The sequence below is a fragment of the Erythrobacter sp. JB1-15 genome, assembly GCF_057365035.1.
In genome coordinates, this window is the sequence record NZ_CP200295.1 from 2,384,508 (window position 1) to 2,405,219 (window position 20,712).

The 20,712-nt window shown below is 58.7% G+C and carries 24 protein-coding genes and 2 tRNA genes; 6 read left to right on the top strand and 20 right to left on the bottom strand.

What is annotated here, in order from left to right:
- Positions 1–10 precede the first annotated feature (10 nt).
- Together AC0V6L_RS11485 and AC0V6L_RS11490 are read right to left on the bottom strand one after the other, a co-directional pair.
- Positions 11–679, bottom strand: coding sequence for a prolyl hydroxylase family protein (locus AC0V6L_RS11485; protein WP_486154381.1), 669 nt, complete (start codon positions 677–679; stop codon positions 11–13).
- A gap of 135 nt (positions 680–814) precedes the next feature.
- Positions 815–1,939 carry an RcnB family protein gene (locus AC0V6L_RS11490; RefSeq protein WP_486154382.1) on the bottom strand — a complete coding sequence of 375 codons (1,125 nt, stop codon included), beginning with the start codon at positions 1,937–1,939 and terminating at the stop codon, positions 815–817.
- A 201-nt stretch (positions 1,940–2,140) separates the two neighbouring features.
- Here AC0V6L_RS11490 and AC0V6L_RS11495 point away from each other — a divergent pair, with 201 nt between their 5' ends.
- Positions 2,141–2,443: a hypothetical protein gene (locus AC0V6L_RS11495; protein WP_486154383.1), complete on the top strand. Its 303-nt coding sequence runs from the start codon at positions 2,141–2,143 to the stop codon at positions 2,441–2,443.
- Positions 2,440–2,724, top strand: a complete 285-nt coding sequence (locus AC0V6L_RS11500) for a hypothetical protein (RefSeq protein ID WP_486154384.1) — start codon at positions 2,440–2,442, stop codon at positions 2,722–2,724. The genes AC0V6L_RS11495 and AC0V6L_RS11500 overlap by 4 nt, the downstream gene beginning before the upstream one ends.
- Before the next feature lie 50 nt (positions 2,725–2,774).
- Here AC0V6L_RS11500 and AC0V6L_RS11505 read toward each other — a convergent pair whose 3' ends face one another.
- The 3 genes from AC0V6L_RS11505 to ettA form a co-directional block, all read right to left on the bottom strand.
- Positions 2,775–3,086 carry a GIY-YIG nuclease family protein gene (locus AC0V6L_RS11505; protein WP_486154385.1) on the bottom strand — a complete coding sequence of 104 codons (312 nt, stop codon included), beginning with the start codon at positions 3,084–3,086 and terminating at the stop codon, positions 2,775–2,777.
- 190 nt (positions 3,087–3,276) lie between these two features.
- Complete coding sequence (locus AC0V6L_RS11510; protein WP_486154386.1) at positions 3,277–3,747, bottom strand: hypothetical protein; 471 nt, start codon at positions 3,745–3,747, stop codon at positions 3,277–3,279.
- Complete coding sequence (gene ettA, locus AC0V6L_RS11515; protein WP_486154387.1) at positions 3,747–5,426, bottom strand: energy-dependent translational throttle protein EttA; 1,680 nt, start codon at positions 5,424–5,426, stop codon at positions 3,747–3,749. The genes AC0V6L_RS11510 and ettA overlap by 1 nt, the downstream gene beginning before the upstream one ends.
- A 286-nt stretch (positions 5,427–5,712) precedes the next feature.
- On the opposite strand from ettA, the gene AC0V6L_RS11520 reads away from it, so the two are divergent.
- The gene (locus AC0V6L_RS11520; protein WP_486154388.1) at positions 5,713–6,930 is read left to right on the top strand and encodes a GGDEF domain-containing protein; all 1,218 of its coding nucleotides are present in this window, start codon (positions 5,713–5,715) and stop codon (positions 6,928–6,930) included.
- A gap of 8 nt (positions 6,931–6,938) precedes the next feature.
- Here AC0V6L_RS11520 and AC0V6L_RS11525 read toward each other — a convergent pair whose 3' ends face one another.
- The 9 genes from AC0V6L_RS11525 to AC0V6L_RS11565 form a co-directional block, all read right to left on the bottom strand.
- The gene (locus tag AC0V6L_RS11525; RefSeq protein WP_486154389.1) at positions 6,939–8,147 is read right to left on the bottom strand and encodes a DUF1501 domain-containing protein; all 1,209 of its coding nucleotides are present in this window, start codon (positions 8,145–8,147) and stop codon (positions 6,939–6,941) included.
- Between the two features lie 6 nt (positions 8,148–8,153).
- Positions 8,154–9,608, bottom strand: a complete 1,455-nt coding sequence (locus AC0V6L_RS11530) for a DUF1800 domain-containing protein (protein WP_486154390.1) — start codon at positions 9,606–9,608, stop codon at positions 8,154–8,156.
- A gap of 128 nt (positions 9,609–9,736) precedes the next feature.
- Entirely contained in the window at positions 9,737–10,105 is a 369-nt protein-coding gene (locus AC0V6L_RS11535) for a MerC domain-containing protein (RefSeq protein ID WP_486154391.1), read from the bottom strand.
- A 148-nt stretch (positions 10,106–10,253) separates the two neighbouring features.
- Positions 10,254–10,330: transfer RNA gene (locus AC0V6L_RS11540), tRNA-Pro, on the bottom strand.
- Positions 10,331–10,392: 62 nt separating this feature from the next.
- Positions 10,393–10,469, bottom strand: a tRNA-Ile gene (locus tag AC0V6L_RS11545).
- Positions 10,470–10,561: 92 nt separating this feature from the next.
- Complete coding sequence (locus AC0V6L_RS11550) at positions 10,562–11,185, bottom strand: polysaccharide deacetylase family protein (RefSeq protein WP_486154392.1); 624 nt, start codon at positions 11,183–11,185, stop codon at positions 10,562–10,564.
- Complete coding sequence (locus AC0V6L_RS11555) at positions 11,166–11,660, bottom strand: hypothetical protein (RefSeq protein WP_486154393.1); 495 nt, start codon at positions 11,658–11,660, stop codon at positions 11,166–11,168. Before AC0V6L_RS11555 ends, AC0V6L_RS11550 begins: the two co-directional genes overlap by 20 nt.
- A gap of 9 nt (positions 11,661–11,669) precedes the next feature.
- Positions 11,670–12,641, bottom strand: coding sequence for a histidine kinase dimerization/phospho-acceptor domain-containing protein (locus tag AC0V6L_RS11560; protein ID WP_486155122.1), 972 nt, complete (start codon positions 12,639–12,641; stop codon positions 11,670–11,672).
- On the bottom strand, positions 12,635–13,468 hold the full coding sequence (locus tag AC0V6L_RS11565) for a hypothetical protein (RefSeq protein WP_486154394.1): 834 nt from the start codon (positions 13,466–13,468) through the stop codon (positions 12,635–12,637). Before AC0V6L_RS11565 ends, AC0V6L_RS11560 begins: the two co-directional genes overlap by 7 nt.
- A gap of 247 nt (positions 13,469–13,715) precedes the next feature.
- Here AC0V6L_RS11565 and AC0V6L_RS11570 point away from each other — a divergent pair, with 247 nt between their 5' ends.
- Positions 13,716–14,177: an Lrp/AsnC family transcriptional regulator gene (locus AC0V6L_RS11570; protein WP_486151643.1), complete on the top strand. Its 462-nt coding sequence runs from the start codon at positions 13,716–13,718 to the stop codon at positions 14,175–14,177.
- A 15-nt stretch (positions 14,178–14,192) separates the two neighbouring features.
- Positions 14,193–14,639 carry a GFA family protein gene (locus tag AC0V6L_RS11575; RefSeq protein WP_486154395.1) on the top strand — a complete coding sequence of 149 codons (447 nt, stop codon included), beginning with the start codon at positions 14,193–14,195 and terminating at the stop codon, positions 14,637–14,639.
- A 36-nt stretch (positions 14,640–14,675) separates the two neighbouring features.
- Here AC0V6L_RS11575 and AC0V6L_RS11580 read toward each other — a convergent pair whose 3' ends face one another.
- The 4 genes from AC0V6L_RS11580 to AC0V6L_RS11595 all read right to left on the bottom strand — a co-directional run bounded on the left by AC0V6L_RS11580 (position 14,676) and on the right by AC0V6L_RS11595 (position 18,786).
- Positions 14,676–16,016 (bottom strand): NAD(P)/FAD-dependent oxidoreductase, encoded by a 1,341-nt coding sequence (locus AC0V6L_RS11580; RefSeq protein WP_486155123.1) that lies wholly within the window; start codon positions 16,014–16,016, stop codon positions 14,676–14,678.
- A 311-nt stretch (positions 16,017–16,327) separates the two neighbouring features.
- Positions 16,328–17,677: an acetyl-CoA carboxylase biotin carboxylase subunit gene (gene accC / locus AC0V6L_RS11585; RefSeq protein ID WP_486150923.1), complete on the bottom strand. Its 1,350-nt coding sequence runs from the start codon at positions 17,675–17,677 to the stop codon at positions 16,328–16,330.
- 8 nt (positions 17,678–17,685) lie between these two features.
- Positions 17,686–18,144: an acetyl-CoA carboxylase biotin carboxyl carrier protein gene (gene accB, locus AC0V6L_RS11590; RefSeq protein WP_486155124.1), complete on the bottom strand. Its 459-nt coding sequence runs from the start codon at positions 18,142–18,144 to the stop codon at positions 17,686–17,688.
- Between the two features lie 192 nt (positions 18,145–18,336).
- Complete coding sequence (locus tag AC0V6L_RS11595) at positions 18,337–18,786, bottom strand: type II 3-dehydroquinate dehydratase (protein WP_486154396.1); 450 nt, start codon at positions 18,784–18,786, stop codon at positions 18,337–18,339.
- Between the two features lie 144 nt (positions 18,787–18,930).
- Between AC0V6L_RS11595 and AC0V6L_RS11600 the strand changes: the two genes are divergently transcribed.
- The gene (locus AC0V6L_RS11600) at positions 18,931–19,308 is read left to right on the top strand and encodes a hypothetical protein (RefSeq protein WP_486154397.1); all 378 of its coding nucleotides are present in this window, start codon (positions 18,931–18,933) and stop codon (positions 19,306–19,308) included.
- Between the two features lie 13 nt (positions 19,309–19,321).
- On the opposite strand, the gene AC0V6L_RS11605 is transcribed toward AC0V6L_RS11600, so the two are convergent.
- Both AC0V6L_RS11605 and AC0V6L_RS11610 read right to left on the bottom strand, forming a co-directional pair.
- The gene (locus AC0V6L_RS11605) at positions 19,322–19,735 is read right to left on the bottom strand and encodes a holin family protein (RefSeq protein WP_486150929.1); all 414 of its coding nucleotides are present in this window, start codon (positions 19,733–19,735) and stop codon (positions 19,322–19,324) included.
- Between the two features lie 75 nt (positions 19,736–19,810).
- Positions 19,811–20,701 (bottom strand): HpcH/HpaI aldolase/citrate lyase family protein, encoded by an 891-nt coding sequence (locus AC0V6L_RS11610; protein WP_486154398.1) that lies wholly within the window; start codon positions 20,699–20,701, stop codon positions 19,811–19,813.
- Positions 20,702–20,712 lie beyond the last annotated feature (11 nt).

Here is a 20,712-nt window from a genome sequence, read left to right on the forward strand (position 1 = left end):
GGCCTGCACCTCATTTCCAGGCGCGGGTTCGGTACCATTTGGTGATGACATATTTGGAGCCCGCAATCACGGGCGTGCCCGCATGGATGACCGCTTCGTTGGGTGAGCCATCGGGCAAAGCGTTGTTCCATACCAGCAGCACGCCTGCCTTGGGCTCCATATTCATGCCAAGTTCGGTGAAATGCGTGCCGCCGCCTTCTTCTACGGTGTTAAGGTAAGCCATCGCAGTCCAGCTGCGCTGCCCGCCGCGTTTGCGTTCAAGCTGCCAGTATTTTTCGGTGGTGTAGAACCAGTCATTGTGCGGCTTGAACTGTTGTCCAGGCAGATAGCGCTGCCCTTGCACCGATTCTCCGATCACCGGATTGACGCCAAGCAGGTCATCAATCCTGCGTGATATGCCTCTGACGAAGCTGTCATCAGGATCAAGATCGCCGGAATAGCTGGTGCGGAAACCGGCATCATAGCCCAATTCGTGCAGCGAAGAGGGCCGCGCGACCAGATCAATCATTATGCAAAGCCGCTCGCATTCAGCAGCGGTCAGAAAATCACCGATGGCGAACATATCGGCTTTGTCGGTTTCTATCCTGTATGCCCCCGGATCAGCGATCAATCGTTCGCGCACGGACTTGCCAATGCGCGCCAAAGCGGCCTGATCGGGAATGGTTTGGGTCTTTGCCATCGTATGATGATCTACCAAGACGGATTGTGTGTGCAAGCCGTTTTCAGACAAGGGTGCGGGCCTTTTTGAACCCGCAAAGAAAAACCCCCGCCAGATTGCTCTGACGGGGGCTGTTTGTTGCTTTGGGTACTACGATCACCAGAAGAAATCGTGGATCACGTCAACCACTTCGCCGGTGTAGATATCCACCAGGACGACATCGTCATAATACCGTACCCATTGGTAAGGACCATAGACCGGCGGCAGACGATACGCCCATGGGTCATTGATGTAATACCGCGAGCTGAAGAACAGGCTGTCGAGGAAGAACCCTGTTCTCAACCGGTTGTAACGGTGCGCACGGAACGGCGCATAATAGCGGCCCAGGCGAAAGATCGAGCGGTTGATCCGGCGATGATTGCGCCAGCCAAAGCGGCGATCCGAACGCCAGCCGCGACGATCCCAGCGGCGGAAATCGCGCCCTCTTTGAAATTGGCGGCCATTGCGGAAACCGCGATTGTACGAATAGCCATTATTGCGGCGCGCCTCGCGGCGGCGTTCAAACCGGCGTTCTGCCCTGCGCTCACCCCGGCGCTGTGCTCCGCGGTTGTCAAACCCGCGTTCCGCACCGCGATTGTTCGCACGGCGTTCACCGCCGCGCTCAATCCGGTTCGCACGGTTCTCACCGCGCCTTTCGATCCGGTCTGCTCGGCGATTTGAACGGCGATCAATCTGACCCGCACGTTGATCGGCGCGGCGATTGACCCGGTTGGCCTGACCAGTGCGGCCTTGGCGTTCAAGCCTGTTCGCGCGGTTTTCACCCCGGCGCTCGACCCGATTGGCGCGATTCTCGCCCCGGCGTTCGACGCGATTTGCGCGGTTCTGACTGCGGCGCTCGACCCGCTCAGCGCGCACAGGCACATTGGCATTGCGCTGAACCCTGCGTTCCTGCCGGCGCTCTGCCCGTTCTGGGCGGCGTTCCGATCGGCGCTCGGATCGGCGTTCGGAGCGGCGTTCTGAGCGGGCAGGCTGGCGCTGCGCTCTACGTTCCTGGCGGCGTTCCTGCCGCGCTTGATTGCGAGTGCCGCGATTGTTGGCGCGGCGTTGTTGGCGCGCCTCACGGCGATTGCCCCGGCGCTGAGCGCGGTCTTGCGCTTGTTCAGCCGCCTCCGCCTCAGCCTCTGCCGCCTGGGCTTCTTCGGTTAAAGGCGGAGCCACAAATGCCAGCGCCAATGCGATGGCGGACAGCGCGCTGCCTTTTAAGAGAACTGTGATATCCATTAAGAGCCTCCTTGAGCGCCGCCCCACCAGCTACGGCTCGTTGATACGTTGTGATACATGCTTGTTAAACGCGTCTCGCTGTCATCAGCCTTAACCGCTTGGTAAGGCGTTCGTTCATATTCGCAACGCTTAACCTTAACGGCGTCCCGCAATGAGCCAGTTCCCGCTTGACCCCCGCGACTCTCGGGTCACAAGGGCACCATGTTCGACACTCTCGATAATATCCGTCAGGACTGCGCCAATCGCATGGTGCGTGCGGCCAAGGATCGCAAATCGCCGATGCACACGCCCGTGGTCACCACTAGCGATGTGGATTCGCGTGTGATGGTGCTGCGCGAATTTGACACGGGCGCCTTTACCCTGCGCTTTCACACCGACACCCGCGCGCCCAAGGTCGCCGCGATTGACGCAGACCCGCGCATGGCGGTGCTGCTTTATGACAAAAGCGCCAAAATCCAGATCAGGGCGAGGGTGAGGGCGCTATTCTGCGCGATGCGGCGGTGACCGATACGGCATGGGAGAACGGCTCAAACTTCGCGCGGCGCTGCTATATGGGTGATGGCCCCGGCACGCCAAGCGATACGCCCACTTCAGGCCTGCCTGCCGAATTGGAAGGGGTAGAACCCACCGATTTCCAGCTTGACCCGGCGCGCGCGAATTTTGCCGTTTTGCTGGTTACTTTGCAGGAGATCGACTGGCTGTATCTGGCGCACACGGGCCATGTCAGAGCGCAATTTTCGCGCGGTGAAGGCGGTGATTGGCAGGGGCGCTGGGTTTCGCCTTGATTGGTGGGGGCGGTATTGGCACTCGGACGCTGGAGGCCGTGCATAAGAGGCTAGTTTAGCGCCTCAAAGCCAAGCTCCTCTGCAAGATCACGCCAGTGCGGATTTTGCTCCTGAATCAATCTGATTTTCCACGCCCGGTTCCATTTTTTGAGCCTCTTTTCATGAGTGATGGCTGCATCCATCGTGGCGTGGGTCTCAAACCAGACAAGACGTCTGGTGTGATAGCGTTTTGAAAAGCCATCAAAGGTCCCAGTCCGGTGCTGATGGATGCGTGCAGGCAGGTCTGATGTGACACCAATGTAAAGCGTGCCGTTTGTCTTGGATGCAAGCATGTAAACGCAAGGCTGAATATCGCGGGGCATAGCAAATGGTATCCCGCGCCTCGTCCATCGTCATCCCCGCGAAGGCGGGGATCCATCTTTTAATGCTAGCGAGGTGCTGATGGATTCCCGCCTGCGCGGGAATGACGGGGAGGGGCTGTTTTGCCAAACCGACATTCTGGAGTTTATTCGGTATCGGTCTTTCTTTGGTTCGAATGTTGACGATATCTGATTATTGACCGATTTTCGAAAGTTCTACTCCCGCTTCGGTCAAGCGCGCCTTCGCAATCTCGCGCAGTTCGACATCATTAAAATGGTCCGGCATGCTCAGAACTATAGCCTCGGCTGTGTATTCAGGCATTCCGTAAGCTAAGACCTCCTCAAAACCATCTGTTCGATTGCGTGCGCAATATTCCAGTGCTGCTTTGGCACCATCGCTTTCGATTTTTGGGCGGAGGCGGTTCATTCGCCAGACTTTGCGTCCGCTTTCTTTTCTTATCTGCTCAATTGAATGAACCATTTGCCAGCAAGCGACTGACACGGGATCGCCGTTCGCATTAGATGAAACTTCGACAAGTCTCCGAAATGCAGCCTCCCATACGGCTTTCGATTTGCCTTTCGCATTGGCCATTGTGCGCTCGATAGCCGCGAGCGAATTATCCGATGCTAGTCGTTCAATCGCCGCTCGCTCGAACTTATCCATCACCTGGTCAACTTCTTGTAAGCCAACCTTGTAGGCCGATCCGCTGCATCGCCCAAACGCCGCCGCTTATCCTCCTCATACGCCTCAAAGTTCCCTTCGAACCATTCCACGTGGGAATTGCCCTCAAACGCCAGAATGTGGGTCGCGAGCCGGTCTAGGAAAAAGCGGTCGTGCGAAATCACCACGGCGCATCCGGCGAAGTTTTCAATCGCGTCTTCCAAAGCGCCAAGCGTTTCGACATCGAGATCGTTGGTCGGCTCATCCAGCAGCAGCACATTGCCGCCTTGTTTGAGCATTTTGGCCATATGCACCCGGTTGCGTTCGCCGCCGGACAGTTTGCCGACGCTTTTCTGCTGGTCGGAGCCTTTGAAATTGAACGCGCCGACATAGGCCCGCGTTGAGGCATCGTGGCCGTTGACTTGCATGTAATCGAGCCCGTCTGAGATTTCCTCCCACACATTGTTGGTGGGGGTGAGATCATCGCGGGATTGATCGACATAGCCCAGATGCACGGTGTCGCCGATTTCGATGGTGCCGCTATCGGGGGTTTCCTGACCTGTGATCATCTTGAACAGTGTGGATTTGCCCGCGCCATTGGGGCCGATCACGCCGACAATGCCGCCGGGGGGAAGCATGAAGGATAGGTCTTCGAACAAGAGCTTATCGCCGTAAGCTTTTGAAATGCCTTTGGCCTCGATCACTTTGCCGCCAAGGCGTTCGGGCACTTGGATAACGATCTGCGCTTTTCCCGGCGCACGGCCAGATTGCGCATCCTGCAATTCTTCAAATTTGCGCACGCGCGCCTTGGATTTGGTTTGGCGCGCAGCAGGCGTTTGCCTGATCCATTCCAGCTCGCGGGCGAGCGCTTTTTGCTTGCCGCTTTCCTCGCGGCTTTCCTGTTCAAGCCGCTTCGCCTTCTTCTCAAGATAGGTCGAATAGTTGCCTTCGTATGGATAGTAAGTGCCGCGATCCAGTTCGAGGATCCATTCCACCACATTGTCGAGGAAATAGCGGTCGTGGGTGATCATCAGAACCGCGCCGGCATATTCCTTGAGGTGATTTTCCAGCCATTCGACGGATTCTGCATCGAGGTGGTTGGTCGGCTCATCCAGCAGCAGGATCGATGGTTTCTGGATCAGCAACCGGGTGAGGGCAACGCGGCGTTTTTCCCCGCCGGACAGGTTTGTGACCGGTGCGTCCGAAGGCGGGCAGCGCAAGGCCTCCATTGCGATCTCCAGCTGATTGTCGAGCGTCCAGCCGTCAACCGCGTCGATCTTTTCCTGAAGGACACCCATCTCTTCCATCAGCGCATCGAAATCGGTGTCATCGCCCGGATCGCCCATTTCGGCTGAGATCGCGTTAAAGCGCTCCACCATTTCGGCGGTTTCGCCTGCGCCCATGCGCACATTTTCCAGCACCGTCTTGGTTTCATCCAATTGCGGTTCCTGCGGCAGGTAACCCACAGTGATATTCTCACCCGGCCATGCTTCGCCGGTGATGTCAGTGTCGATCCCGGCCATGATCTTGATAAGCGTGGATTTGCCTGCGCCATTGGGGCCGACAATGCCGATCTTTGCGCCTTGGTAGAATTGCAGATTGATGTTGGAAAGCACCGGCTTTGGCGCGCCGGGGAAAGTTTTGGTCATGTTCTTCATTACGAAGGCGTATTGCGCGGCCATGTGGGGACAATCCTTTTGGGTCGATCATGTGTGAGTGATTTCAAAAGGGCAGATAGGCGCGCTGCCAGACAGGGGCAAGCCACAAGCCGCGATTGCACTGCGCACGCACGATTTGAGGGCATTTCAAGCGCAATTCGGCACCGATGTACGCTTTTGCCGATTTTACATGCTTTTACGCATTCACCTAAATTGCTGTTTACGGGCGGGTAATACAGACGGGTTATGTAGGGTGCCGAGGCCATAGACCACCATGCAAGTTGAAATTCTGACCTTTATGATACCCGTCATGACCCTCATTTTTGCGGGGGTTTTTGTGGTGCTGTGGTGGCAGGATCGCAGCCGGTATTACATTTTGGCCTATTCACTTTGGTTCGCTTGTGTGGCCTTGGGGATCGCGATGCAGGCCTGGGTTCTCACGGATTTTGGCCCGAACGAAGTCGTCCTGTTTCATACAATCTCGTCTGGTGGTCTCATTGCGCTTGTTTGGGGCGTGGCCAAGCGAGATGGCGCAAGAGTGCCGCTTGCGGCGTTCGTGGCGGTATCTGCAGGCACTGGTGTGGTTTTGTGGTTTGCCCGCGCTTACGAAGTGCAGGTGGTCGTCATCATGGCTCAAAATTACAATGCGAGTTTGCTGTTTGCTGCGGGCGCGTATGGGCGCTGGCAATCCGGGCGGCGGCAGATCGCGGACAAGGCGCTGCTCGTCGCCTTTGTTACACTGACAGCCTACAGCATTTTTCGCCCGTCAATCACGATGGTTATGGCAAGCTCTATGACAATGAGCGAATACCAGACATCGGTTGTGCTTACGGTCAATATGGCGATGACCGCGATATTGTCGCTGCTGATATCGCTGGCATTGATCGGGACAATTATTTCCGATCAGATGACCGCTTCGCAGGCAAAAGCGACGCAGGATCCGCTCACCGGCCTACCCAACAGAGCAGCGTTCGAACCTTTGGTGGGGGTTTTGATTCAGCGCGCCGCGAGCGAGCGGGTGCCGGTCAGTTTGATTGTTGGTGATATCGACCTGTTCAAACGCGTCAACGATACATTCGGTCACAGCGCTGGCGATGCCGTTATCAAGACTTTTGCCCATGTCATATCGCACAAGATCAGGCCCGGCGATGTTGCCGGGCGCATCGGCGGCGAAGAATTTTGCGTTGTCGCGTGGAATTGTGACGAGGCAGGAGCAAGCGCGTTGGCGGACCGGCTGCGTGAAAACTTTGTGCATTCGCCTCTGGATGCTTTGCCGGAAAGCGAAACGATCAGTGCCAGTTTCGGAGTTGCGCAAGTGCGGCCGGGCAGCACTTATGCTCAGACATTCGACCGCGCCGATGCAGCTTTGTACAAAGCCAAGCGCGCTGGCCGAAATCGGGTGTTCAGCGATGCCGGCGGCGTTTTTGCAGGTTCGACCCCAGCAGATGGCGCGCCCGCCGAGAATGGGGAACGCCAAATCGACAAAGTCGTCAATCTGGCGGATCGCAAGATAACTGCAGGCAATTGATCGGATTGCTATCCTTTGATCCACCCTCCAAGCGGCTCGGCTTTGCGTCCCGGAAACAGCTGAGCCATGGCGCGCGCCGGGTCCAGCTGCAAATGCTCTGAAACCGCGCCTGCCAGCACACTTTCCAGCGCAATCGTGGGTTTAAGATCGCGTTCCTGGTACAGATCGCCCGCGCGAAGCCCGGGCCAATCTGCAATCACTTTGCCGCCTTTCAGATTACCGCCCAGCACAATAGCAGCGCCCCCGGTTCCGTGATCGGTGCCATTGGTGCCGTTCAGCGCAGCGGTGCGGCCAAATTCGGTTGCGACAATCACAAGGGTCTGCCCCCATGCGCTGCCCATGCCAGACCTGTATGCACCCATCAGCGTATCAAGCTGACGCGCTTGCCTGCGAAACTGGCCCGGTTGGTTGGCGTGGCTGTCCCATCCGCCAATTTCGATCATGCCGATATCAGCGCCGTCCTTATCGCGCATCAGCCGGGCGGCAAGATTGCCCGCCGCATCGGCATCGCGCAGATCTCGCAAATTATCCTCACCTGCCATTTCGCGCGTGGCCAGCGCTTGTGCCCACAGCCCGCCAAGCTGTTCATCGTCGGCATAAAGCCGGGTGACGCGGTCCAGAAACGCTTCGCTTGCAGGGGGCAGGGTGGAGGGGGCATAGCTCGAAGCGGGTGCAGGCCCGCGCAGCGCGAGCGGCACGCCGGGCGCAATGGCGAGCGCTTTGGGCAGAGGCGTTCCGTGCTCTTCTCCTGCCAGCGCTGTCAGCCGGTTGAGCCAGCCCTGCGTTGTTGAATAAGGCACGGCCGCGCCTGTTTCTAACAGGTTCTGTCCATCGAAATGGGATCGTTCGCGGTAGCTGGTGGCGGTCGCATGGATAAAGGCGGCTTGGCCCTCGGAATAGGCCTTGCCGATCTGCTCGAATGCGGGGTGAATGGTGAACAGACCATCGGCCTTTTGCGCGTCGGCATATTCGCCCGCGTAAGCGCCGCGCAGCCGTTCAAAACCGGGATCACCTGTCGGGGCCAGCATTGCGAGGCCATCGGCAGCGCCGCGCAGCATAACAAACAGCAGCTTGGCATTTCCCGGCAGTTTGCTTGATGCTGGGATGGCGGCAAATGCCATGCTTGGCTTGGCGAGTGTGCCGGCCACTGTTCCCGCCAGCATGCCGGTGCCCAGCGCCGAAAGCATATGTCTGCGATCAAATTCTCGAAGCGTCATCGCGATCTACCTCCGCATCATTTCTGGCGAGACAAGCAGCAGACCCAGCGCCTGCTGCCCGCTTTCCGCGCGCGCAAGCCAGGTGCGCGTTGTATCGGATAAAGCCCCCGGAAACGCCGCATCGGCGCGTGCCAGCACGGCATCGGTTGGCCCGCCGCGCGCGATCCGTTCCGCCAGTTCGATCCTGCGGAAAAGCGCATCGGGGCCAGCCCAGCTTCCATCGCGGTCATCATATCCTGCGGGCGAGGGCGGCTGCCACGGGATCTGGCCCAATTCGCGCAGCAATCCAAAAATACGCCGATCGCTCAGCTTGCCCATACCCGTCATGCGAAAACTGGCGACGAGCCATTCAAACGGCTGGCGGTATTTGACAGGCTCGCTCACCCACATTTCGGGCGCGTCAATCAGCGTGCGCGTGAGGCTGGCAAGATCGCCGCCTGATGTTTCAAAGTCCTGTGCCAACCGGTCTATCAGCGTGTCCGGCGGATTATCGCCTGCGAAATGGCGCGCAAGCTTGCCCGCGATAAAACGCGCGGTGGATGGATGCCGCGCCAGATCATCGAGGATGGAAAGCGCCTGATCCGCGCCGCCTTCGTCATAGGTGCGGCCCATGATCTGCCGCGTGCCCGGTTCATGCGCCGGTGCGGCAAACACCGCTCCGTTTGGTTGCGGGGCGGCAAAGCGTTCCTGATTGGGAAGGCCGGGAATGGTCCACCCCGTTAGTGCGCGGGCAAATTCGGTGACATCGGCCTGCGAATACCCGCCGCCTGCTCCCAAAGTGTGCAGTTCCAGAATTTCGCGCGCGAGGTTTTCGTTCAGCCCCTTGCCCCGCGGCTGTTTGCGCCGCTTACGCCGGGTTTGCGAGGGCGAATTGGGACCGATGGATTGATACTGATCGAGGTATAGCAGCATGCCGGGATGCAGGCTGGCGGCTTTTAAAAGGTCGGCAAACTTGCCAAAAACATGGGCGCGAACAGCGTTAAATTCGAGATCGCCCGCTTCGTATTGCGTGCCGCGTTTGCGCACGGATACGGCAAAATGATTGGCCCAGAAATGCACCATCCGTTCTGCCAGGGGCGTTGCGCTTGTCACAGCGGTTTTCAGCCGGATGGCGATATCGGCGCGGTACAGCGCTTTCGATTGACGGATCGTTTCGCGGTAAGCTTCTTTCAGCGCAGCATTTTCATTGCCCGAATTGCCGTCCCTCTCGCTTTTGCGGCGTTCGCGGCGAGCGGCACGAATGGCAGAAAACAATGCGCCCGCTTTGCCCGAAGTCACGGGGCGACCTGCGATCAGCGCCGGCGCAGGGTCAAATGCGCCGATCTGGCGGTGAAGATATTGGACCGGGTCATCGCCTATTGATGCCGCCGTGCGCGCGGCGTTGGCGGCTGAAAGGTGTGCGCCATAGCCAAACCGATTGATCGCAATGCTCGCCGCGCTCACTGTGCGTGCCTTTGCCATGATGGGCGGGCCATACTGTTCTCCTGCCGCAGGGTTGCAATGAGATAGAGGATAAACGCGCCGACATGAATGTCATGTAACGCTGTGTCGTAATTTGTAGCATGGTTGCCGCTGTAATGGGCGCGAGATTATGCGGCGACGGCGCTGCGCTGTGAGAGCCGGCCAAGATGCGCAAATGCCATCAGGCAGGCGCCGATGACTGTCACCCAGGTTTCATCCGCGTCCAAACTGTCTGCAAAAAAGGCGCTGGCAATAAAGCCGCATCCCAGCAATGCCGGGACCAGAAAGCGGGCGACGCGGGCATCAGGATGCCGCACAGGCACGCTGAGGGAAATCAGGATTGCGGTGACGCCCAGCACCCAGTGCACAGGCTCTATCTCAGCGATAGTGCCCGCCACAGGGAGAACGAACGCGAGCAAGGGCAAGGCGAGGCAATGGACGATGCAGGCCAAGCTTAAACCGATGGCGGCTTTGTCGGAACGGATGCTGGACTGCAATTTCAACGCTTTCGCACAAACGGGCACAACGCCATGATACAATAGCACATGCGCTATGGCGCGCTGTGGCCACCGTCAAACGAAAAACGCCAAACGAAAACGTATCAAACTAAATACCGGGTGTTGGATGATCCAGCCACTGGCCGAATGGTCGGGGAGACTGGATTCGAACCAGCGACCCTCTGCTCCCAAAGCAGATGCGCTACCAGGCTGCGCTACTCCCCGACATCGGTTGTTTGTCCCATATGAGCATTTGGCCCCATATGTTCCACTGGTATTTGCCGCAATGGTGGGCCCGGCAGGACTCGAACCCGCGACCTAGCCGTTATGAGCGGCCAGCTCTAACCAACTGAGCTACAGGCCCGATGGCGCGTTGCGGCGCATCCATCGCGCTCGCCCCCTACAAGACGATGTGAGCAGAAACAAGCAAACAAAGCGCCCCAGCGGCGGCTTTCGTCATTTAGTTTGCGCTGCCTCCAGAATTTCACCGATGCTGGCGCTTTTGACGCCGCGTTGGCCGAAATAGGCGTAGATGGTGCGAAACCAGTCATACATCCCCTCAACCTGGGCCTGCGTTTTGGCATAAGGGGTGCAGCCCGGCTCCAGACTTGGGCTGTGGAAAGACAGCACCAGCAGATCAAGGCCGTCATCAAGCGCAATATCAATGCCGTTGATCGCTTCGGCTGCGGTCACCCCTTCGGGCGTTAACGCAATGCGTTGCAGCAGGCCGAGCTTTGCCAGCGCGCCCAGTAACGATGGCGTGGTGCGCTCCAGTTTCTGAAATGGCAGGCCAAGCTGGCGCAGCATGCCCCAATACACACTCGTCACGGGCAATTCGAGGAGCGAGCGCTGCCCGCCGATCCAATAGGGGTGGGCAGGGTGCCTGCGGTAATCGGGGCCTTGTTGGGCGCTGTAATCAAACAGCGAACGCACCGAACTGTCGATGGGAATGCCCGCATGGCGCAGCATGGCAGCGGTGCCTTTGCCCAGCCCGTATCGGCCTGCGCGGTAGATCAACGGGGCCGTGCCAAATGCCTCGCACACCTGCTCACGCAGTGTTTCAAACTTGGCGATCTCCAATTCGGGCGGAAGATTGCCCGCATAGGAATTGAACGCATTGACCGATCTCGTCGAAGGGTGGGTTCACCCATGGGTGCAATTGCATCCCCAGATCAGCCGCGCCGCGCCGCACTGCATCGCCGATAATTTCGACCGCCTGCGGGTTATTCGCAATCGGCCAATCGACCAGATAAACAGGATGCGCGCCGATCTCTTCGCAAAAAGTCTGAAACCGGGCAATCTGCGGGATATGCTTAAGCCCGTGCCCTTCGCGGCTGAAAGGGGCGTCCCAGTCAAATTCTTCTTCGGTGTCAATCGTGAGCAGGACGCGCGGGCCAAACCCGGCATCAAACCGCGCCGCATCGGCAAGTGCCGGCGGATCCAGCATCGAAAAATCGCTCATTGCCCCTGTGCTGAATGCGCCGGAAAGGCTTTTGGTGCAAGCGCTGCGATCGGGCTGTCCCCTCACCAATGATTTGGGCATCGATTGGCTCATCAATCGGGCCTATGCCTGAATGTGCACCGTTTCATCATCGCTAAGCATTGGCAGAGATAGCGTTACGGTCTCGTTATCGCGTGTCAGATTTCCGCCTGCAGAGCGCGCCTCGGCCCGCGCCAGCCGCAGGGCAAAACCAGCGCCAAACAGCCCGGCATTGATCGCGCTGCCGATGGGTTTGACCTCAGCGGCAAAGATATCTTCTTCCCGCGCAATCTGAGTTGGTAAATCACAGGTAAGTTCAACCATTTGGCCGCGCATTTTAAGGCTCGTTTTGAGCATTTCGCCCGTGCCGCATGCCCCTGCAAACGTCGCGAGGAAACGCCACAATAGCGCCTCTGCATCATCGGTATCGAGCGTTACAATAAGCGGTTCATCCGGCGGGCCTGAAACCCCTGAAACGCCTTTATCGGCCCATTCAAATCCCGCCATGCGCGGCGCGAGCACCTGGCCCAATTGATCCATTGTCGCGCGCGCCATCGCAGCGATATCGGTTTCGCCCTGTTCGACATCGCTGGCGCCGGTTTCCAGCTTTGCCAGGCGATCAAGCTCTTCAAAACCTGCCAGAATATGCGCGGCATCAGCGGCAATCACAGCGGCAAGCGCGCGGTATTCATGCGGTGCGGGACCGAACAATTGCTGCTGGATCACTTCGGCATAACCCTGAACCGCGGTGACAGGCGTGCGCAATTCGTGCAGCAATTGGCGGATACGGTCCGCCTCGCGCTGGGCAGGGGTGGGATTGTCTTTGCCCGGCTCAGGCACTTTGCGAAACCGGCCTGTATAGCCTGCAAACCCGCCATCACCTGTAAAGCGCGGCTGGGCATCAACAATCCAGTCACCTGCGATCAGCGGGGCACCTGTCAGCGTCTTGGTCACCCCTGTCAGCGGTTGGCGGCGGGCAAAGGCACGCTCAAGCCCGGTTTCTGTCTCCACCGCGCCCATCTGGCGGGGGCCGGCCAGCCGCATGCCGATCACCATGGGTGCAATGTCTGCTTCGGCCCATCCGATCCGGCCCGATGGATCAGCAGCAAAGCCAAAACTGCGCGGTTTGCGATTGTCGGACAGTCGCGCTTCGGCAAAAGGCAGGCGAGGGGAAAGCTCCGCTTCTGCCGCAGACACTTCGCGCGTGCGCCTAAATTGTGCGATGCGTTCAACCAGAGCGGAGATTTCGCTGCGCTCCACCTCGGTTTCGTCGGGTTCGCCCGCGATAGGCTCGGGGACGGCGGGAGCGGTGGTGGGGGGATCGGTGGCGGGATCAGCCGCAGGGGCTGGTCAAGCTCGGTCACTTCCGGCTCGGTTACGTCCGCCTCGGTTACGTCCGGCTCGGCTGTATCTGCTTCGGGCACGTCCGTTTCAGGCGCAGCCGGTGAAGGCAGACCGCGATCATACACGCCCAGCTTGTCGAGCAGTTTCCCGATATCGACCGGCAAATCTTCGCGCAGCCGCAAAAACCCGCGCGCGCGCACGGGCAGGCGCGGGATCAGAACGGACCAATCCTCCGCGCTCAAATCCGCCCGATTGAGCGCGGCAGACGCCACATCAGGTTCGCTTTGCGCCAGATGCGCGGCAAGATCAGGATTGCGAAACCGCCAGCCGGCCTCGCGGATCATGCTGGCGCGTTCGGCAGAGGGAATATCATCGGCCAAAGCTTCCAGCCGCAGCCACGCAGCCGCAAGCAAGCTTTGATCGCGGCCATATTTGCGATTGCCCAGAATATCGAGCAATTGGCGGAACTGCGTTCGCCTGCCGACTTCGCTGTCGCCGCGCTGTCTCAGCACTGTCGCAAGGCGATCATCAAAGAACATTCAGGCTCCGAAAACGGCGAACAAAAGGGCAGCGGCACCCGTGTAACGCAATACCGCACGAATTACCTACCCGATTGCCATCATTGTCCCATGTTGCGTTTGACAGTGCGTTGCAAAGCGGGACAATTGCTGGCAGACATAATAATATTAGGTGTCCGCAGGGTATGCGGCACCTGTTCTTTCACTTTCTTGCCCTGGCGCACTATATTGAGCGCGCTGCCAAGGCCTGATGCGGAGCTGGAGCGCGATGGCAAATCTGGATGATATCGACAAACGCCTGTTGAGCGAATTGCAGGCCGAAGGGCGCGTGACCAATGTCGAGCTTGCCCAGCGTGTCGGCCTGACCGCGCCGCCCTGTTTGCGCCGGGTGCGCGGATTGGAAGAAGACGGGGTGATCCGCGGCTATCACGCTGATCTTGACCCGTCCAAGCTGGGCTTTGCCATCACGGTGTTTGCGATGGTCAGCTTGAAAAGCCAGGCGGAAGATTCGCTGCGCGAGTTTGAAGCCGCGATGCGCGAACTGCCCGAAGTGCGCGAGGTTCACATGCTCAATGGCGAGATTGATTTTATTCTCAAGATCGTGAGCCAAGACCTTCAAAGTTTTCAGGAATTCCTAACCGGCAAACTCACGCCCGCACCCAATGTGGAAAGCGTGAAGACCTCGCTGACGATCCGCACGGCGAAATATTCACCGGGCGTACCGCTGTAAAAAGGACACGTTGATATGAGCGAATGCGCGCGGATTGCAGAGCCAGTGACAGGCGCCTGCCTGTGCGGTTCGGTCTCAATCACGCTTTCAGGGGCGCACCGCGAGATTGACGTGTGCCATTGTTCGATGTGCCAGCAATGGACCGGATCGATGTATGCAGGGGTGGAAACCGAAGACGCTGCCGTGACGGGTGAGGCGCACATCACCCTCTATAAATCGAGCGATTGGGCAGAGCGCGCGTTCTGCTCAAAATGCGGCAGCAGCCTGTGGTACCGGTTCCTGCCGACAGGCAATCGCACGTTCCTTGCCGGGATGTTTGATCTGCCCGAAGGCCTGCCGATCAAACAGCAAATTTTTATAGATGAAAAACCCGATTGGTACGATCTGGCGCAGCAAAGCCCGATGAAAACCGGCGCAGAGATTATCGCCGAAGCGCAAGCGGCAGGATTTACGTTTGATTGAGAGGCGGGGAGGCTGCGGCCACCGCCGCCGCCTCTATCAGTGCAATTTCAACCGCGGCCGAACGATCCGGTTTACCCGGCCAATCACCATCAGACCAAAGCCTTTGAACCAGCCGTGTATCGCCAGCAGGTGCATGCGATACAGCGAGGTGTAGATCAGCCGAGCCATGCGCCCTTCGACCGCCAGCGCGCCGCCGACAAGGTTGCCCATCAGGCTGCCCACGGTTGAAAAGCGGCTGAGCGAGATCAGCGAGCCGTTATCTTTATAGACGAACGGTTTCAGCTTGGGCGGTTTGTCTTTCTTGTGCGCTTTCACTTTACGCACCAGATTATCGAACACCACATCGGCCATCTGATGCGCGGCCTGCGCGCGTGGGGGAATCGGGTTCTGACCGCCGGGCGGGATGAAGGAGCAGCAATCGCCAAAGGCGAAAATGTCTTCATCAACAGTGGTTTGCAGTGTGTCGTTCACAAGAATTTGATTACGCGGATTGGTTTCCAGCCCCAGTTCAGCGAGGAAATCATCGCCTTTTACTCCGGCGGCCCAGACCATCATATCCGCTTCGATCACTTCGCCCGTATGCGTCGTTAAGCCATCGCGCGTAGCCTGAATGACCTGCGTGTTTTCTTTCACATCCACGCCGAGCTTGGTCAGTTCCGACCGGGCGGCGGCGGATAATTCTTCGGGCAAAGCGGGCAGGATGCGCGGGCCAGCCTCCAGCAAGGTGACTTCCAGCCGGCTTTCATCGAACACTTCGAGGCCATAATGCGCCAAGGCGTTGGCCGCGTTGTAGAGTTCTGCGCCCAGTTCCACGCCTGTTGCCCCGCCGCCGACAATCGCGACTTTCACGCGGGCATCGGCTTTGGGATTGGCGCTCATCGCGCGGCTGACGCGCAGGCAGTGATTGAGCAGCTTGGTGCGGAAGCGGTCCGCTTCGGGGCGGCTGTCGAGGAAAATGCAGTGCTCTGATACGCCCGGCACGCCAAAATCGTTTGAGACCGATCCCACTGCAAGCGCGAGATAATCATAGCGGATGGTGTGGCTGCCGATCAGTTCGTCGCCATGCTCATCGTCAACAGATGCAAGCGTGATCGTCTTGGCTTCGCGGTCAATCGTATCAAGGCTGCCCTGAAAAAACCGGTAACCCCAGCGATAGCAATGGCCGCGGTAGCCAACCTCATCAAGGTTCGCATCGAGCGATCCGGCGGCCACTTCGTGCAGCAAGGGCTTCCAGATGTGCGAGGGGTTTTTATCGACGAGGATGATGTCGTGGTTTTTGCGGCCAAACCGCGCACCCAGCCGCCGCACCAGTTCCAGCCCGCCAGCACCGCCGCCCACAACGACGATCTGCGTCTTGCGCCGTTTGCGCGGGTTCATCGCCACCGCGCCGTCGATATTGTCGGTTGCCGGATCATTGGCAGCATCGGGCAGCACAGCGTTTTGCTGGGGCGCAGGATTGGGAGCGGCAGTTTGCATCGGCACCATCCATGGGTCTGGCAGAGCGGGTCTGCCGGTTACAATATGCGCCAAAGCCAGCGGCCCTTGCGCGCAGCACATTTTTCGATCCCTGGGAAGTGCGCGTCTCTTATGCCAGAAAAGGGTGCGAGCCAAGGGAGCGCAGGGATTTGTGCTGATAAAGGACAACGCACCCCGCGTATCTTAGTGCCCGCACGGCTTTATGAGGGTGACTATCCCTCGCGTTCCTCAAGCCATTCTTCGAGCCATTTGATCGAATAATCGCCATGCAGCACATCGTTTTGGCGCAGCAATTCCTGATGCAGCGGGATGTTTGTTTTGACCCCCTCGACCACCATTTCTTCCAAAGCGCGGCGCAGGCGCATAATGCACCCTTCGCGGTTGCGGCCATAGACGATCAGTTTGGCGATCATGCTGTCGTAATAAGGCGGGATGGAATAACCTGCATAAAGCCCGCTATCGACCCGCACATGCATCCCGCCTGCCGGGTGGTAATAGGTGACCTTGCCGGGGGAGGGCGCGAAGTTGAACGGGTCTTCGGCATTGATCCGGCATTCGATGGCATGGCCTTTGAATTCCAGATCCTCTTGCGAAACGGACAAGGGTTTGCCTGCCGCAATGCGGATTTGTTCGCGCACCAGATCAACCCCGGTGATCGCTTCTGTCACGGGATGTTCGACCTGAAGGCGGGTGTTCATTTCGATGAAATAAAATTCGCCATCTTCCCACAGAAACTCAATCGTTCCTGCTCCGCGATAGGCCATATCGCGCATCGCTTTTGAGCACACTTCGCCCATGCGCATGCGCTCTTCGTCGCTGATGACGGGTGAGGGCGCTTCTTCGAGCACTTTTTGGTGGCGGCGTTGGAGCGAGCAATCGCGTTCGCCCAGATGGATTGCATTGCCATTGCCGTCGCCGAACACCTGAAATTCGATATGGCGCGGATTGCCGAGATATTTCTCGATATAAACGGTCGCATCGCCAAAAGCGGCTTTTGCCTCTGACCCGGCCTGGCTCATCAGGGTTTCGAGCGTGTCTTCGCTCTCGCACACTTTCATGCCGCGCCCGCCGCCGCCGCTGGCCGCTTTGATGATGACGGGATAGCCGATTTCGGCAGCGATTTTCTTGCCTTCTTCGGGATCAGAAACCGCGCCAGCCGAACCGGGAACCAGCGGCAGACCGAGATCGCCCGCGGTTTTCTTGGCCTGAACCTTGTCGCCCATAGTGACGATGTGTTCGGGTTTGGGCCCGATCCATTTCAGCTCATGCGCTTCGACGATTTCGGCAAATTGTGCGTTTTCGGACAGAAAGCCATAACCGGGGTGGATCGCGTCGCATCCGGCAACCTCAGCGGCCGAAATGATGGCCGCGTGGTTGAGATAACTTTCTGCCGCTGCCGGCGGGCCGATGCACACGGCATGGTCAGCCAGCCGCACATGCATGGCATCGGCATCGGCAGTGGAATGCACCGCGACCGTTTCGATCCCCATTTCATGCGCTGCACGGTGAATGCGCAGGGCGATCTCGCCGCGATTGGCGATCAGGATGCGAGTGATGCTCATGGGATCGATTACCCGATAACGACCAGCGGCTGGTCAAATTCCACCGGCTGGGCGTTTTCGATCAGGATCGCTTTGATAGTGCCCGATTTGTCGGCGGTGATGGGGTTCATCACTTTCATCGCCTCGACAATCAGCAGCGTGTCGCCTTCGGATACGCTGTCGCCAATTTTGACGAAATTGGGCTTGCCCGGCTCGGCGGCCAGATAGGCTGTGCCAACCATTGGCGATTTCAAGGCATCGGAATGGTCCGCTGCGGGCGCGTCCGTGCTGGCAGCGACGGGTGCTTCTGCGCTGGGCGCTGCGGCAACAGGTGCAGGCGCGATTGCGGCAGGAGCAGCGGCAGGCGCTGCAACCGCGCCGCGCGCCACGCGGACCTTGCGATCATCGTCTTCGACTTCGATTTCGGTCAGCCCGGTTTCGGCGAGCAGCTGTGCCAGCTCACGAACCAGTTCAATATCGACATTCATGCCAGACGCAGATTTTGATGCTTTGCGTCCAGCCGATGGCTTGTCATTGGCCATGCGTGCCCCTTGTTTCATGCGCCCCTGTGCCTTTGGGGCCGTTATGCTGTTGCGGATTATGCGTCCGCAATGCGGCTGGCAAGGGGCAATCTGTGAAAGGGGTGACTGTCGGAGAGGCTTTTGAGGCGCCGCGCCGGGCTAAGCTTTGCCGTCCGCCACCGCTTCCAATGCGAGGCGGTAGCTGTCTGGCCCGTGCCCTTCTACGGTCAGCGCGGCGGCCATGCCGACATAGGAGGTGCGGCGAAAATCCTCGCGCTGTTTGGGATCGGACAGATGCACTTCGATGACAGGCGTCGTGATCGCCTTGATCGCGTCCAGCAGCGCGATGGATGTGTGCGTATAGGCCGCCGCATTCAGCAACACCGCGCGCGCGCCTTCCGCCTGCGCTTCGTGCAGCCAATCGACCATCATGCCTTCGTGATTGGTCTGGCGCATATCGATGTTGAAGCCCAGCTCGCCTGCGCGGTCTTCAAGCATGCCTGCGATTTCATCGAGCGTGGTATGCCCGTAAATCTCAGGCTCGCGCAGGCCAAGCAGGTTGAGATTGGGGCCGTTGAGGACGTAGATTGTTTTGGAAGCATCAGCCATAAGCGCGCAATAGCGTCAGGGTCACCAGGAAGGAAGAGGAAGGCTGTGAAACGCCAAATTGCTACAGGTTTCGCTTATGCTGGGGCGGTATTCGGGCTTTGCGCCTGTGCGCCAATTGATGCTCCGCTAATTGATACCGCGCCAATGGATAAAGGGGAGCTGACGGCAGGCCCACCCGATCTCGTCTCGCAGGCTGCGCGAGCGATTTCCGATGGTGATGCCAGAACGCTTAAAGCGATGCGATTTACTGCGGCCGGGTTTGATCTGATGCCGATTACGGTGACCGATCTGCTTGAGCGGATAGAGGGGTGCCAAAAGATCGCAGACTATCCGCGCGGCGAACCATTCATCACGCACCATCTCTATTTCGATTGTCCGAATGAACCGCCACCCACGCAAAAATGCGCAAGCCCGATTGTGCTGGTCTCAATCGACCGAGCGAGTTCGCCCGATGTCTATGCGTTGATGCAGTATAAGCGGCTGGAGACGCCTGAATGCAAACGCCCCCAGCTGCCGGGTTAGACTATCGCAATTCTTATTTATCGACGCCTTTGACTTTGCCCCATTGGCGCGCTGCAGTGTAGCCGAGATAGCCGGTGCCAAACAGCGCATAAAGCGGTTCGGGAAGGCCATTGAGATAGGCGTTCATGCCCGCGCCAATATCGCGCGCAGCCGCCGGATCAAACGCGGCCAGAATGCCCATCGGCAGCGCCCACAGGATGATGAGATACATCACATAAAGAAAGCTGGGCCGGGCGCGGCTGGTCCATGGGTCTTGCGATTGCGCTTCGGCTACAATGGCTTTCAGACGGGTTTCGATCAGGTTCATTTCCTGACTGCCTTCGAGCTTTAACAGCTCCAATTGCGCCTTGGCGCGGGCCTCTTTGTCAGGGATAAGTTTGTCGAGCAGCGATGTGATCGGGCCGATTAGGGTTTCGAGAATAGCCATGGGAGTTGCTCCGGTTGCGGGTGGGATTCGCGCATCGGATAACCAATATGGTTCGTGTAGGAAAATGAGGTAACTTTAAGTTGGTATCTCAGCGGCCTCTGCCAGCAGCCGTTCGGCCAGCGCCAGATGCGGGCGATCCAGCATCGCGCCATCCATCGCGACCACGCCTGCACCCGGATTTTCCGCAAAGGCCTGAACCACTGCGCGGGCGTGCTCGATTTCCTCAGCCGAGGGGGTGAAAGCGGTGTTGATGGGGCCAATTTGCGCCGGGTGGATTGCCAGCATCGCACGAAAACCCGATGCGCGAACCGTTCGCGCGCGTTTTTCCAGCGCTTCTAAATCGCGAAACTCGGGCTGCACCGTTTCAATCGGGGTAACGCCGGCCTTGACCGCCGCCAAAAGGCACAGGCTGCGCGCCAATTCATAGACATGCGCATATTCGCCACCGGGCCCGCGCTGCTGACTTGCGCCCAGCGCGCTCGACAAATCCTCTGCGCCCCAGCTTAGCCCCACGAGCCGCTCACGCCCCGGATAATCATCCGCATATTCGCGCGTCGTGTACATTGCGGCCGCGGTTTCCGTGATGAGAGCGGCGATTTTGGTCGAGCCATGCGCCAATCCATGTGCGCTTTCCAACGCGGTGAGGTAGTGGTGCAATTGGGTGATGTCGGCTTTGCCTTCGGCTTTGGGCAGAAAGACGCCACCTGGCGCTGCGGGTATGATTGCGGCCAAATCCTGCACCGCATCGAGCGTGGTCAAAGGATTGATCCGCACCCAAATCCGCGCTGTGTCCGCCGCCTGCTGCAATTGCGCGGCGACCTGTTTGCGCGCGGTGGGTTTGTTTTGCGGGCTGACCGAATCTTCCAGATCAAGCAGCGCAATATCAGCATCGCCGCCAATCGCTTTGCCCATTTTCTTGTCACTGTCGCCGGGCGCAAACAGCCAGCTGCGCATTTTGATCGTCATCGCTCTCGCCC